Origin of the sequence: Demequina capsici (assembly GCF_032102965.1) — a bacterium.
In the GTDB taxonomy this organism is placed as follows: domain Bacteria; phylum Actinomycetota; class Actinomycetes; order Actinomycetales; family Demequinaceae; genus Demequina; species Demequina capsici.
Genome location: NZ_CP134880.1, coordinates 1,285,624 through 1,298,271, shown reverse-complemented (window position 1 = coordinate 1,298,271; position 12,648 = coordinate 1,285,624). Strand labels below are relative to the sequence as shown.

The window sequence follows — 12,648 nt, the reverse complement described above, 5'->3', positions numbered from 1 at the left end:
GGCTCCTCCAGTGCTCGTCCTTGATCGGCCCCATCCTAGTCATGGTCCGTGGCGGTTGCGGAGGTGGCGCCGCCGCCTCGATGACGCGTCACCGAAGGTCGAACGAGGCCACGGTCTCGACGTGATGAGTCATGGGGAACAGGTCGAACGCGTCGGCCTCGCGCAGGTCGTAACCATGCGACCTGAGCAGTGCCGTGTCGCGGGCGAGCGCCACAGGGTCGCACGCCACGTACACGATGCGCGGCGCGCCCAACGCCGCGATGGCGTCGATGGTGCGCGCCTTGGCGCCGGAACGCGGCGGGTCGAGCACGATCGTCGCGGCGTCCCACTCGCGCGCGGGCGCGCTCCGGGTCAGGTACCTGCGCACATCGTCCCCGACCGCGTCCGCCTCCGTTCGCGCCTTGAGGTTCGCAGCGAGCGCGGGGGGCGCCTTGCCTGAGTCCGGCGCCTCGACGGCGACCACAGGCCGGCCGAGCCGCGCGATCGGCAGCGCCAACAGGCCCGCGCCGGAGTAGAGGTCGAGCACCGGTCCGTCCGGCAGGATCCGTGACATCACCGCGTCCACGAGCACGCCTGGCGCGGCACGATGAACCTGCCAGAAATCGGAGGCACGGACGCGGTATGCGACCTCGCCGCGCGCGTACGCGACACGCTCATGCAACCACAGCCTGCGCGCCTCGCGGCCCGTGGTCGTCACCACGACCTCGCCGGTCGACGTCGCGGTGACATCGATACGCGCCCCGGGCTCGGTTCGCGCCTTCAAGAGCGCCGTCTCGGCCTCCGACACCGCGAGCGGCATCTCCACGAGGGATCGGCGCTCCCCGGTGCCGGGCACGGTCATCGTGGGGCGGCCGTCGTCGCCTGCGGTCGCGCTCACCCGGGTCCTGTACGCAAGGCCTCCGCGCGCGTCGTCGCCCGGAGCCGCGTTCACCTGACCGGCGAACGGGACGCCAGCGAAGCGTGCGAACGCCTCGACCAGCACCGCGTGCTTCCAACGACGCTGCGCGGGCAGCGACACATGTCCCAGCTCCGCGCCGCCGATTCCTCCTGCGGCCGCCTCCGGCCACGGATGCTCGACGCGGTCGGGAGACGCCTCGAGCACCTCGACCGTGTCCCCGCGCCAGAAGCGGGCATCGGGCGCATCGTCCGCGACCTCGACGATCACCCTCTCCCCCGGCAGCGCATGGCGCACGAAGACCGCACGCCCGTCGTACCGTGCCACGCAGTGGCCGCCGTGGGCGGGCGCACCGACCTCGACCTCGATCCTCGATGTCACGACTGCTCCTGCCCTTCGGCCGCGCGGGAGGCCCGCACCTGAGCGGACCGCACGCGGGCGGACTCCAGCTGCCACGGCACCGCCGACACGACCACGTTCGGCACGCTGAGCAGCTGATCCCGCAGCCTCTGCGAGGCCTTGTTGTGCAGGAAGCGCTCCCACCAGCGGCCCACGACGTACTCGGGCACATAGACGACGACCACGTCGCGCGGGCTCTCGCGATGAAGCGAGCGGACATACTCCAGCACGGGTCCCACGAGGTCGCGGAACGGGGAGTCGAGGACGATGAGCGGCATGCCCATGCGGCGCCTCCCCCACTCGCGCTGGAGCTGGGCGGCGGCCGTCCTGTCGATCGCGACGGCCACCGCCTCGAGCCGCGCGTGCCGGGCGGCCTTCGCCACGGCGAGCGCGCGCATGGCCGGACGGTGCAGCTGGGCGACCAGGACCACCCCGTGCGTGGAGCTGGGCAGCGCGTCTGATCGGTCGTCAGGCGTGAGCCTCACGTCCTCGCGCATGCGGGCGTAGTGGGTGCTGATGGACCGCATCAGCACCACGAGACCGACGATCGCGACGAGCGCGATCCACGCGCCGGCGACGAAGTTGAAGACCGCCACCACGATCAGGACGGCTGAGGCGACCACCACGGCGGTGCCGTGCAGGGTGCGCCGTGCCTGGAGGCGGCGGCGCTTGCTGCGCGAGGCCTCGCGCGTGAGCGCCTCGCCGAAGTGCCGCACCATCGCCAGCTGGCTGAGCACGATCGAGGAGAAGACGCCGATCACGTACATGTGGACCAGCGCCAGCAGGTTCGCGTTCGCTGCGATCACGACGAGGGCGGACGCTCCAGCGACGAGCAGCACGCCGCCGCGGAAGACCAGCCGGTCGTTGGCCATGGACAGCTGGCGCGGCAGGTAAGCGTCACGCGCCAGCAGAGAGGCGAGGTTGGAGAAGCGGCGGAAGACGGCGAAGGCCGCCGAATACAGGATCGCCGCTGCGGACAGCCCGACGATCCAGACCGCGAGAGCCTGATCCGTGACCTTCTCGGTCACCTGGAGCAGCACCGGGCCCTGCACCCAGCCCGTGACGCGGAACCGCCACGCCAGCCAGATCACGGTCAGGAAGGCGACGCTCGCGGCGGCGGCCGCGGTAAGCACGGTGCGGCCCGCGCGGACGCCGCGCGGAGGGGCGTGGAACGGACCGGACGACGCGAGGTGCTCGATGCCGGTGACCATCACCGCGCCCGAGGAGATCGCCCCGGCGAACGCCACGAGGACGGACCTCGTGGGGTCGTGCACCGCGTCGGGCGCGACCACGTCGGTGGCCGGGAACACGAGCGCGACGAGCATGAGGATCCCGATGACCACCAGGAAGCCGAACCAGACGGTCAGGAGGACGCGGGTCCGGTCGCGGATCCCTCGCAGGCTCGCGAGCGTCATGACCGCGATGACGCCCACGCCGATCACCCGGGCCCAGCCGCGCAGCTCGGGGACGGTGAAGGTGATGACGCCCGTGATGGCCGATACGGACACGGCGACGGTGAACAGGTAGTCGATCAGCAGCGCGGCGCCGGTCACGACGCCGGGCCCCGCCCCCAGCACGTCACGGACCAGGCCGTAGTCCGCGCGCTCGTCGGGCCGGCTGCGCACGTTGTCCCGGTACGCGAGGGCCAGCAGCATCAGGATCACGACCACGCCGATGCCGACGCTCATCGACGCGGCCTGCTGGCCGCCCCTGCGGAGCGAGTCGATGATCGCGTCGGGCGCGTAGGCGACGGCCGACAGCAGCCCCGCCCCGAACACGGGGAGCGCCATCCGGGTGCGCAGCATCACCGGAGCCGCATGGTCGGAGGACACCGGGCGGCCGAACACGAGGCCCTTCAGGCTGTTCAGAAACCGTCGCACGTCGCACCATCCTAGGGCTGACGGGTATAGCGTGTGGGCTTGTGCATATCGTGATCCTCGGGTGCGGACGCACCGGCGCGTCCCTGGCGATGGAGTTCGAGGCCCGGGGGCACTCGGTGGCGATCATCGATCAGGCAGCCGACGCATTCCGTCGCCTGCCCGCCGACTTCAAGGGCCAGAAGATCACCGGCATCGGCTTCGACCGCGAGACGCTCGCGTCGGCGGGGGTCGAGGACGCCTACGCGTTCGCCGCGGTCTCGAGCGGCGACAACTCGAACATCCTCGCCGCCCGCGTGGTCCGCGAGACGTACGGGGTGGACAACGTCGTCGCCAGGATCGCCGATCCAGGACGCGCCGAGGTGTACCGCAGGCTAGGCATCCCCACGGTCGCGCCGGTCCCTTGGACCGCCGCCCAGATGGTGGACCGCATGCTCCCGGGTGGCGTGGACGAGGTCTTCCACGACCCCGCCGTGGGCGTCGCCGTGCGCCGCATCGCGGTCAACGCGGAGTGGATCGGCGCCACCTATGTCACCCTCGAGGCCGCCATGAAGGCCCGGCTCGCGTACGTGGTGCGGTTCGGCGAGTGCGTCCTTCCCGACCAGACGACCCTGATCCAGTCGGGCGACGAGGCCTACTTCGCCGTCCCCGACGCCGTCGCGGCCGCCGCCCAGCGCGTCGCCGCCCGACGCCCGGGAGGCGAACGATGAAGGTGCTGATCTGCGGCGCGGGCTCGGTGGGCCGCTCCATCGCCTCCGACCTGATCTCGCACGGTCACGACGTGCTGCTGATGGACAACCAGCCGACGGCGATGCGCGTGGCCCAGGTGCCGCAGGCCGAGTGGATGCTCGCCGATGCGTGCGAGCTCGCTGCGCTGCGCGAGGCGGGGGTCGAGGAGATGGACGTCGTCGTGGCCGCGACCGGTGACGACAAGGCCAACCTCGTCGTGTCGTTCCTCGCGAAGACGGAGTTCGCGGTGCCCCGCACGGTGGCCCGCGTGAACAACCCCCGCAACGAGTGGATGTACGACACTCAGTGGGGCGTCGACGTCGCGGTGTCTACGCCGCGCATCATGACCGCGATGGTCGAGGAGGCGGTGGCGGTCGGCGACCTGGTGAAGGTGTTCACGTTCCACCAGTCGGGCGCGTCCATCATCGAGGTGACGCTGCCAAAGACCTCACCCGTGGTCGGGGCGCTCATGCGGGAGATCCCGTGGCCCGCCGACACCGTGCTGTCGTGCATCATCCGCGGCGACAGGACGATCGCCCCCACCCCCGAGGACACGCTCGAGGCCGGGGACGAGCTGCTCTTCATCGTGTCGGCGGAAGCGGAGCCTCAGGCTCTTCAGGACGTTCTACGGTCCGCACCAGGAACCAGATAGCCCACAGCGTCAGCGCCGTCAGAGGCAGTCCCATCGCGAGCTTCGCGGTTCCCAGCACGGCGACCCGGTCCGCGAGATAGAGGGGCACCTGCACCAGCAGCCTCAGCACGAACATGCCCGCGAGCAGCGCCGTGCCCCACTGGTACCGACGCATCGCGGCAGGGACCTTGCGCCACGCCATGCCCCCGCCACGCAGCAAGGCCACGACGACCCCGACGAGGGGCCATCTGACGACCATCGTGAGAAGGACCCCTGCGGCCCAGGCCGCGTTGATCCACAGACCTGGCAGGAAGTACTCCCCCGCATCGCCTGCGCGCCAGGCCCACACCGCACCGAGCGCGACGCCGACGACGCCGGACAGCGCCTGCGTGATCGGGGTGCGCCCGACCAGGCGAGCGACCACCAGGACGACGACCGTCGCGACCGAGGCGATCACCGGCACCCTGAAGCCGCCCCACACAAGGAAGGCGACCACGAAGACGAGTCCGGGTGCGACCGACTCCGCGAACCCTCGCCATCCTCCTATCGCCTGGTGGAGCGAGAACTCCTCGGACGACAGCAGCGCGGCGAGCCCCGGCTGACGCTCGCCGTCGTCGGCCGTCATCGGAGCTCGTAACGCGGGTTGTAGATGCGTGGCTCCGCTGTCGTCTCGCAGACCCTGCCCTCGACGTCGACGGTGCGGCCAGGCTCGATGCCCGGCACCTCCCGTCGACCCATGAAGACGGCGTGCACGAAGCCCGTGCCGTCATCGATGCGCGCGACCACGGTGGGTGCGGCGTCCGCGGGCTCGACCTGCACGGCCACGATGCGTCCTGCGACGCGTGCCACGCTGCGCGGCTCAAGGTCGCACGCGGGCGTCACGCGCTCGAGCAGCATCGCTCCCGTCATGCGGGCGCTCCCGCGGTGTCCACGCCGGTGGAGCCGAAGCCGCCCTCGCCTCGATGCGACCCGGGCAGGGTCTCCACCTCGACGAATCGGGCCCGCTCCACACGCTGGATGACCAGCTGGGCGATCCTGTCCCCCACCTCGAACGAGATGGGCTCGCCGGCGTCGGTGTTGAGAAGCGTCACAGCGATCTCGCCGCGATAGCCGGCGTCGACGGTGCCGGGCGCGTTCACCACGGTGACGCCGTGCCGCGACGCGAGGCCGGAGCGAGGGTGGACGAAGGCGACGTAACCATCGGGAAGCGCGATGCGCACGCCGGTCGGCACCGTGGCGCGCTCGCCAGGGGCGAGCGTCACCGCGATGCGCGTCGTGAGGTCGGCCCCCGCGTCTCCCGGATGGGAGTACGCGGGGGTCGGGACGTCCGGGGAGGTCGTGCTGAGGAGCACGTCGACGTCTGTCATCGGAGCGGCTCGCCTGGCCCTCAGGCCGCGCACTCCGAGCAGATCGGGTCCTCGCCACGGAACTCGGCGAGCTGGCTGCGGTGGTGCACGAGGAAGCAGCTCATGCAGGTGAACTCGTCCTGCTGCGGCGGGAGGACTCGCACGGAGAGCTCCTCGCCGGACAGGTCAGCACCTGGCAGCTCGAATCCCTCGGCAGCCTCGGTCTCGTCCTCGTCGACCACACCCGAGCTCTTGTCGGCGCGGCGCGCCTTCAGCTCCTCGATGGAGTCCGCCGAGATCTCGTCGTCGGTCTTCCGGGGGGCGTCGTAATCGGTGGCCATCCTGGCATCGGTCCCTTCGCTGCACTATCAGTGCGGAGTGAATGCCCCACGGTGGAGTTTTGTTCCCGCAGGCGCACGCATTGTGCATCAAAAGACGGCGCGGCGCCACCCAGGTCACCCTCGCCTGCGCGCCGTTCAGCCCACGCGGTCGGCTCCCGCCGCACGCAGGGCGTCGGCGAGGTCGTCCCAGACGTCAGGATGCGCGGCGATCACGAGCCGCTCGTCCGCAGGACCGCCATCGAGCCCCGCCACCTTGAGGCCTGCCTCGGTGGCGATGAGAGCGCCCGCCGCCATGTCCCATGCGTTGATGCGGTGCTCGTAGTAGGCGTCGACGACCCCCGCGGCCGCATGGCACAGGTCCAGGGCGGCCGCTCCGAGCCGCCTGATGTCCCGGACCACGGGCAGCATGCGCGCGACCACCTGCCCCTGCTGCGCCCGAAGATGGGGCACGTACTGGAAGCCGGTGGCGAGGAGCGTCGTCTCGAGAGGCGGCGCGGACTCGCGCCGGATCGGCACACCGTCACGCCATGCGCCCTCGTTCCTCGCGGCAGCCCACAGCTCACCTGTGCCTGTGCGGATCGCTCCTGCGAGCTGCGTCCATTCGTGCGTGCGCGGCGGACCCGCCACCGCGGCGACGGACACTCCGTAGTACGGGAGGCCGTACGCGTAGTTGACGGTCCCGTCGATCGGGTCGAGCACCCAGGTGATCCCGGACCGCGACGGGACGTCGTCACCCTCCTCGCCCAGGATGCCGTCATCAGGTCGCAGCTCGCGGATGCGCTGCCGCAGGAGCCGCTCGGATGCCAGGTCCATCTCGGTCACGATGTCCGCCGATGACGACTTCGTGCCCGCGATCTGCGCGGTCGCGCGGCCCTTCACGACGAGGTCACCGGCCTCGTTCGCGAGGCGGGTGGCGATGTCGAGGAGCACGAGAGCGTCGGTCATGCGCCCATCCTGCCGCACCGCGTGGCGTGCGACGCAGTCGCGGACGCGCGTGGCACCCTGAGGGCATGACCGAGCTCCATCTTGTGGGACCAGCCGACGACGGTCAGCAGCTCGTGCTCGCTGACTCCGACGGCCACGAGTTCCGCGTCGCCGTGACCGACGAGCTGCGCCAGGCGGTGCGGCATGCGGCGGCGCGCGTTCGCGAGACCGCGCCGGCACCGGCCGCCGCTTCGAGCAGCATGTCCCCCAAGGAGATCCAGCAGCGCATCCGCGGGGGCCTCACGGCCGCCGAGCTGGCGGAGCTGACGGGCGAGCCGCTCGCCGCGCTCACGAAGTTCGAGGCGCCCGTGATCGCCGAGCGGGAGTACATCGTCGCTCTCGCACGCGACACCCGCATCGGCTCTGACGCCGGGGCACCCATTCTCGGAGACCTGGTCGCCGACCGGCTGGCGCAGCGCGGGATCGATCCGGAGGCGCTCGCGTGGGACGCCTGGCGCGAGGTGGACGAGCCGTGGAAGGTCTGCGTGGACTTCCGTGCGGACGACCGTTCCGTCCGCGCGCTGTGGACGTTCGACCACCAGGCCCGTTCGCTCACCGCGCAGGACGACGAGTCCCGGTGGCTCACCGAGACGGAGCTGCTCGACGTGCCGATCCCCAAGCGGCATCTTGCTGCGGTCCGCGCGCAGGACGATGTCGAGGCCGCTCGGCCCCTGCACCCTTCGCGCCCGGTTCAGCCCACGGCGGCGGACTCCGAGACCTCCGAGCCTGCGAACGCGACAGAGCTGCTCCTGCAGGACCTCGCCGAGCGTCGTGGGACCCGTGACCCGCTTCCTGTCGACGAGCTCGACGACCACGACGAGGACGGCGGGTTTGAGGGCTTCGGGCCTGCGGCGAAGGCGCGACAGGCCGAGACGGGCTTCGGTGCGCCGCGCCGAGGCTCGTCGGCCTCGACCGCCAAGCCGAGGCCGACCGCACCGACGACGTCAGGCGCGAGCCCCGCCTCGGCGCCCTCGGCGGCTTCGCCTCGCACTCCGGCCAACGGGGAGCGTCGTCCCCGCAAGGGCCGTGCCTCGGTGCCCAGCTGGGACGAGATCGTCTTCGGCGCCAAGCACGACTGACAGGCCGTCTCCCCGCGCAGTCCGCCCCTGCGGCCCCTGCGGCCGCAGTCGGCCGGTCAGCGGGCGGCGACGGTGAGGAGCGGCACGTACAGCTCCTCCGGGGTCAGCGAGCCATGCACGCCGATGAGCAGCAGAGACTTCGCCGGCTGGGTGGCCGAGTCGACCACCGTCGCACGGCCGGCCATCGCCACGACCACGTCCCCGAAGCGATCGGCGACTGCCGGATCGAGCTGGCCTATCAGCCGTGCCTCGACGATGTCGTCCCGCGTGCCCACCGCAGCGTGCACGCCGAGGATGTCCTGCCAACGGGCCACGACGGCGTCGGGACTCACGCCTGGCTCCAGGTGAAGGTGCAACGCCCGTGGCTCGCCGGCGACGAGCGCGACGCCCTCCTTCAGCCCGGGCTCGTGCGCGACGTCCCAGCGGGGTGCGCCCGTGATGTCCACCATGCCGTGATCTGCGGTGATGAGCAGCACTGCGTCCGGCGGCAGGGAGCGTGCGAGCCGCTGCAGCTCGCGGTCGGCGTCCTCGAGCGCGGCGACCCACTCGGACGACCCCCACCCGTAGCGGTGGCCGGCGGCGTCGATCTCACCCCAGTACAGGTAGGAGATGCCAGGACGACGCGCCACCCCGATCGCGACGTCGATGCGGTCGTCGAGCCGCTCCGCGCCGATGAACGCACCGCCACGCAGCGCCGCGTGCGTGAGCCCGGAACCCGCGAAGCGCGCCTTGCCCAGCGTGGTGACCGTCAGGCCCTCCCGAGCCGCCTCCTCGAGCAGCGAGGGACGCGGCTGCCACTCCTCCGCGCGATACGCGCCGTCCCAGGAGACCAGGTTGGCCAGCTCCCCCGTGCGCGGGTTGCGCACCGAGTAGCCCGCCATACCCGTGCGCCCGGACGGCTCGCCCGTGCCGAACAGCCCGAGAGACGTGGCCGTCGTGGTCGGGAAGCCTGCGGTGATGCGCCCGGACACCATAGAGCGAAGGAAGGGCGCATGGCCGCGGCGCTCGTCGAGCTGCTGGTGGCCGAGCCCGTCCAGGATCACCACGATGACGTGACGTCCCCTGGGCACCCCCAGCCGGATCCTGTCGGCGTCCGCCGAACGACCCGTGACGGCATGGCTCGCGCCGACCGCGGCGAGCGCGGCGGGCAGCACCGCGCCCAGCTCCCTGCCGCCGTAATCAGGCTTCTCGAGGCCGACAGCCGCCAGCCTCGCGTCGAACGTCACGCGTTCTCCCCGAGCCTCCGCTGAAGAGTGGTCGCGAAGTCCTGCAGCGCGCGGATGGCGTCCTCACCGTCCGCGATCGCCGAGACCCTCACGAGCGTGTCGTCACCGGTGATGCCCCCGGTGTAGCCGTGGTCCGCCTCGCAGTTCTCGTCGCCGCACGTGGCGGGCTCCAGCTCGATGCGGCTGTGGATGCCGTTGCCGACGGCCAGCACGAGCTCGCTCGGCAGGTCGCCCTCTCGGAACGACTCGGGGTGGTGCACGACGTGCGTGAGCGCCATGGTGCGGATGTTGCTCACGAGCGAGGTCTCCACGGTGGCCTGCGCCTCATGCGTCGACTCGCCGGTGGGTCCGAGGCCGTCGTCCATGTGCACTCGCATGAGGCGGGTGTCCGTGAGCACGAGAACCGTCATGTGACGGCGCACCTCAGAGGTGTCGAACGTCGTCTCCGTCTGCACGAAGTGGGCGCGGACCCGCTCCCCCGCGATGGCCGAACGCAGCACCGTGGTGGCGAGCGCCGGGTAGTATCCCGCGACGGCGACGGATTCCTCGAGCGTGTGCGGCATGCGCGCTATTGTTCCACCTCTGCGCCTTGCATGGCGACCTCCGCCGCGTGGCGTGCCCTCGTGGCCCCCGCCGACGGGGGGACAATGCTCTGCAGCCCTTGACCACCACCGGACAGGAGAGAGATGGCAACCGCGCCGGATGGCCAGATCGTCGACATCGACGTCAGCACCGAGATGGAGAGCTCGTTCCTCGAGTACGCCTACTCGGTGATCTACTCCCGCGCGCTGCCCGACGCCCGCGATGGGCTCAAGCCCGTCCAGCGGCGCATCGTCTACACCATGGGCGACATGGGCCTGCGACCCGACCGCGCCCACGTCAAGTCCTCCCGCGTCGTCGGCGAGGTCATGGGCAAGTACCACCCGCACGGCGACAGCGCGATCTACGACGCGCTCGTGCGCATGGCGCAGTCGTTCTCGCTCAGGCTGCCGCTGGTGGACGGTCACGGCAACTTCGGGTCGCTGGACGACGGGCCGGCCGCGTCGCGGTACACCGAGGCTCGGCTCGCCCCCGGGGCGATGGCGATGATCGCGGACCTGGGCGAGGACGTCGTCGACTTCGTGCCGAACTACGACAACAAGCTGCAGCAGCCGTCCGTGCTTCCCGCAGCCATCCCGAACCTCCTGGTGAACGGCGCGTCAGGCATCGCGGTGGGCATGGCCACGAACATGGCGCCGCACAACCTCGTGGAGGTCGTGTCAGCCGCCCGCCATCTGCTCAGCAACCCCCAGGCGACGCTGGACGAGCTCATGCGCTTCGTGCCCGGTCCCGACCTTCCCGGCGGCGGTCGCATCGTGGGCCTCGAGGGCATCAAGCAGGCCTACGAGACCGGCAAGGGAGCATTCAGGACGCGCGCCACGACCAAGGTGGAGAAGGTGACCGCTCGACGCCAGGGCATCGTCGTCACCGAGCTGCCCTATCTCGTGGGTCCTGAGAAGGTCATCGAGAAGATCAAGGACGGCGTCTCGAACCGCAAGCTCGAGGGCATCTCCGCCGTCACGGACCTCACCGACCGGCACCACGGCACCCGGCTCGTCATCGAGATCAAGAACGGCTTCAACCCCGATGCTGTGCTCGAGCGTCTGTACAAGCAGACGCCCCTCGAGGAGTCGTTCTCCATCAACAACGTCGCTCTGGTCGACGGCCAGCCGCGCACGCTCGGCCTCAAGGAGATGCTGCGCGTCTGGGTGGACCACCGCCTGGACGTCGTGCGACGCCGCTCCGCCTTCCGCCTCGCGGCACGCAAGGATCGGCTGCACCTGGTCGACGGCCTGCTCATCGCGATCCTCGACATCGACGACGTCATCCAGATCATCCGTTCGTCGGACGACGCCGCGGCGGCCAAGCAGAGCCTCATGACGGCCTTCGACCTCTCTGAGATCCAGTCCGACTACATCCTCGAGCTCCGCCTGCGCCGCCTCACCCGCTTCTCCCGCCTGGAGCTGGAGAACGAGAAGGCGCAGCTGCTGGCCGAGATCGCCGAGCTCGAGGAGATCCTGGGCTCGGACCGCGTGCTCCGCGACGTCGTGGGCCGCGAGATGGACGCCGTCGCCGCCGAGCATGGCACGCCTCGACGCACCATCCTGCTCGCGGAGGCGGGAGGTCCCGCCACGACTGGCGTGGCGGGCGCCGCAGGCACCGCCGCGTCGGCCAGGACGCCCGCGCTGTCCATGCAGATCGAGGACACCCCCTGCTTCGCGCTGCTGTCGGAGACAGGGCTGATCGCCCGCACCTCCGACGAATCCCCGATCGCTCGTGACGGCAGGCGTTCGGCGCATGATGTGCTGCGCGCCGTCATCCCTGCGTCCGCGCGGGCCGACATCGCAGTCGTCTCGTCCTCGGGTCGGCTGCACCGCCTGTCGCTGCTCGACGTGCCCGCGCTGGCGCCGTCCGCCGAGCCGCCCTCGCTCGGCGGAGGAGTTCCGCTGGCGGAGCTCCTCCAGCTGGACAAGGGCGAGGAGGTCGTGACCATCGTGCCGCTCGGATCCGAGACGCCGCTCGCGCTCGGCACCGCCAACGGCGTCGTCAAGCGCGTCACGCCGGGCGACGAGCCGAGCAAGGACCTGTGGGACGTCATCGGGCTCAAGGAGGGCGACCGCGTGATCGGCGCGGGCCTCGCCGGTGACGACACCGAGGTCGTGTTCGTCTCCACCGCCGCGCAGCTGCTGCACTTCCCCGCGTCCGGGGTCCGTCCGCAGGGTCGTGCCGGCGGTGGCATCGCGGGCATCAACCTGGGCGATGCGCAGGCGCTCTTCTTCGGCATCGTCACGCCCGACGCCCAGGAACCTGTGGTCGTCACCATCTCCGGGCCGTCGAGCGCGCTGCCGGGCACCACGCCTGGCTCCGCGAAGGTCACCCCGTTCTCCGAATATCCCGGCAAGGGGCGCGCCACGGGCGGCGTCCGTGCTCATCGCTTCCTGAAGGGCGAGGACACGCTGCTGATCGCGTACGTGGGAGCCTCTCCCGCTCGTGCGACGTCTGGCGCGGGTCAGGCCGTCGAGCTCCCGGCGGAGCACGGTCGACGAGACGGCTCCGGCGCCCCGCTCGCGGCGCCTGTGCTCGGCATCGGCTGACCCGGCG

General features: G+C 71.2%; 13 protein-coding genes. 4 read left to right on the top strand and 9 right to left on the bottom strand.

The window, feature by feature from the left end; all coding sequences use genetic code 11:
• Positions 1–88 precede the first annotated feature (88 nt).
• Entirely contained in the window at positions 89–1,276 is a 1,188-nt protein-coding gene (locus RN607_RS06265; RefSeq protein ID WP_313545086.1) for a class I SAM-dependent RNA methyltransferase, read from the bottom strand.
• Positions 1,273–3,174, bottom strand: a complete 1,902-nt coding sequence (locus tag RN607_RS06260; RefSeq protein WP_313501091.1) for an APC family permease — start codon at positions 3,172–3,174, stop codon at positions 1,273–1,275. Before RN607_RS06260 ends, RN607_RS06265 begins: the two co-directional genes overlap by 4 nt.
• Before the next feature lie 41 nt (positions 3,175–3,215).
• Here RN607_RS06260 and RN607_RS06255 point away from each other — a divergent pair, with 41 nt between their 5' ends.
• Positions 3,216–3,881 (top strand): potassium channel family protein, encoded by a 666-nt coding sequence (locus tag RN607_RS06255; RefSeq protein WP_313501089.1) that lies wholly within the window; start codon positions 3,216–3,218, stop codon positions 3,879–3,881.
• Positions 3,878–4,552 (top strand): potassium channel family protein, encoded by a 675-nt coding sequence (locus tag RN607_RS06250; protein WP_313501088.1) that lies wholly within the window; start codon positions 3,878–3,880, stop codon positions 4,550–4,552. The genes RN607_RS06255 and RN607_RS06250 overlap by 4 nt, the downstream gene beginning before the upstream one ends.
• On the opposite strand, the gene RN607_RS06245 is transcribed toward RN607_RS06250, so the two are convergent.
• The 5 genes from RN607_RS06245 to RN607_RS06225 form a co-directional block, all read right to left on the bottom strand.
• On the bottom strand, positions 4,482–5,156 hold the full coding sequence (locus RN607_RS06245; RefSeq protein WP_313501085.1) for a DUF3159 domain-containing protein: 675 nt from the start codon (positions 5,154–5,156) through the stop codon (positions 4,482–4,484). The two genes, RN607_RS06250 and RN607_RS06245, sit on opposite strands and share 71 nt — an antisense overlap.
• Positions 5,153–5,440 carry an OB-fold nucleic acid binding domain-containing protein gene (locus tag RN607_RS06240; RefSeq protein WP_313501082.1) on the bottom strand — a complete coding sequence of 96 codons (288 nt, stop codon included), beginning with the start codon at positions 5,438–5,440 and terminating at the stop codon, positions 5,153–5,155. The genes RN607_RS06245 and RN607_RS06240 overlap by 4 nt, the downstream gene beginning before the upstream one ends.
• Positions 5,437–5,898, bottom strand: a complete 462-nt coding sequence (dut, locus tag RN607_RS06235; RefSeq protein WP_313501079.1) for a dUTP diphosphatase — start codon at positions 5,896–5,898, stop codon at positions 5,437–5,439. The genes RN607_RS06240 and dut overlap by 4 nt, the downstream gene beginning before the upstream one ends.
• A 20-nt stretch (positions 5,899–5,918) precedes the next feature.
• Positions 5,919–6,218, bottom strand: a complete 300-nt coding sequence (locus RN607_RS06230; RefSeq protein ID WP_313501077.1) for a DUF4193 domain-containing protein — start codon at positions 6,216–6,218, stop codon at positions 5,919–5,921.
• A gap of 135 nt (positions 6,219–6,353) precedes the next feature.
• Entirely contained in the window at positions 6,354–7,163 is an 810-nt protein-coding gene (locus RN607_RS06225) for an inositol monophosphatase family protein (protein WP_313545084.1), read from the bottom strand.
• A 65-nt stretch (positions 7,164–7,228) separates the two neighbouring features.
• Here RN607_RS06225 and sepH point away from each other — a divergent pair, with 65 nt between their 5' ends.
• Positions 7,229–8,281 carry a septation protein SepH gene (sepH, locus tag RN607_RS06220; protein WP_313545082.1) on the top strand — a complete coding sequence of 351 codons (1,053 nt, stop codon included), beginning with the start codon at positions 7,229–7,231 and terminating at the stop codon, positions 8,279–8,281.
• A gap of 56 nt (positions 8,282–8,337) precedes the next feature.
• On the opposite strand, the gene RN607_RS06215 is transcribed toward sepH, so the two are convergent.
• Positions 8,338–9,507 carry an alkaline phosphatase family protein gene (locus RN607_RS06215; protein ID WP_313545079.1) on the bottom strand — a complete coding sequence of 390 codons (1,170 nt, stop codon included), beginning with the start codon at positions 9,505–9,507 and terminating at the stop codon, positions 8,338–8,340.
• Positions 9,504–10,070, bottom strand: coding sequence for a DUF5998 family protein (locus RN607_RS06210; RefSeq protein ID WP_313501066.1), 567 nt, complete (start codon positions 10,068–10,070; stop codon positions 9,504–9,506). Before RN607_RS06210 ends, RN607_RS06215 begins: the two co-directional genes overlap by 4 nt.
• A gap of 123 nt (positions 10,071–10,193) precedes the next feature.
• On the opposite strand from RN607_RS06210, the gene RN607_RS06205 reads away from it, so the two are divergent.
• Entirely contained in the window at positions 10,194–12,641 is a 2,448-nt protein-coding gene (locus RN607_RS06205; protein ID WP_313545077.1) for a DNA gyrase/topoisomerase IV subunit A, read from the top strand.
• Positions 12,642–12,648 lie beyond the last annotated feature (7 nt).

Bases quoted from the DNA above. Each gene is read 5' to 3' on its own strand.
- RN607_RS06245 (WP_313501085.1), bottom strand. From the start codon at position 5,156: ATGACGGCCGACGACGGCGAGCGTCAGCCGGGGCTCGCCGCGCTGCTG.
- dut (WP_313501079.1), bottom strand. From the start codon at position 5,898: ATGACAGACGTCGACGTGCTCCTCAGCACGACCTCCCCGGACGTCCCG.
- sepH (WP_313545082.1), top strand. From the start codon at position 7,229: ATGACCGAGCTCCATCTTGTGGGACCAGCCGACGACGGTCAGCAGCTC.
- RN607_RS06230 (WP_313501077.1), bottom strand. From the start codon at position 6,218: ATGGCCACCGATTACGACGCCCCCCGGAAGACCGACGACGAGATCTCG.
- RN607_RS06250 (WP_313501088.1), top strand. From the start codon at position 3,878: ATGAAGGTGCTGATCTGCGGCGCGGGCTCGGTGGGCCGCTCCATCGCC.
- RN607_RS06225 (WP_313545084.1), bottom strand. From the start codon at position 7,163: ATGACCGACGCTCTCGTGCTCCTCGACATCGCCACCCGCCTCGCGAAC.
- RN607_RS06240 (WP_313501082.1), bottom strand. From the start codon at position 5,440: ATGACGGGAGCGATGCTGCTCGAGCGCGTGACGCCCGCGTGCGACCTT.
- RN607_RS06210 (WP_313501066.1), bottom strand. From the start codon at position 10,070: ATGCCGCACACGCTCGAGGAATCCGTCGCCGTCGCGGGATACTACCCG.
- RN607_RS06205 (WP_313545077.1), top strand. From the start codon at position 10,194: ATGGCAACCGCGCCGGATGGCCAGATCGTCGACATCGACGTCAGCACC.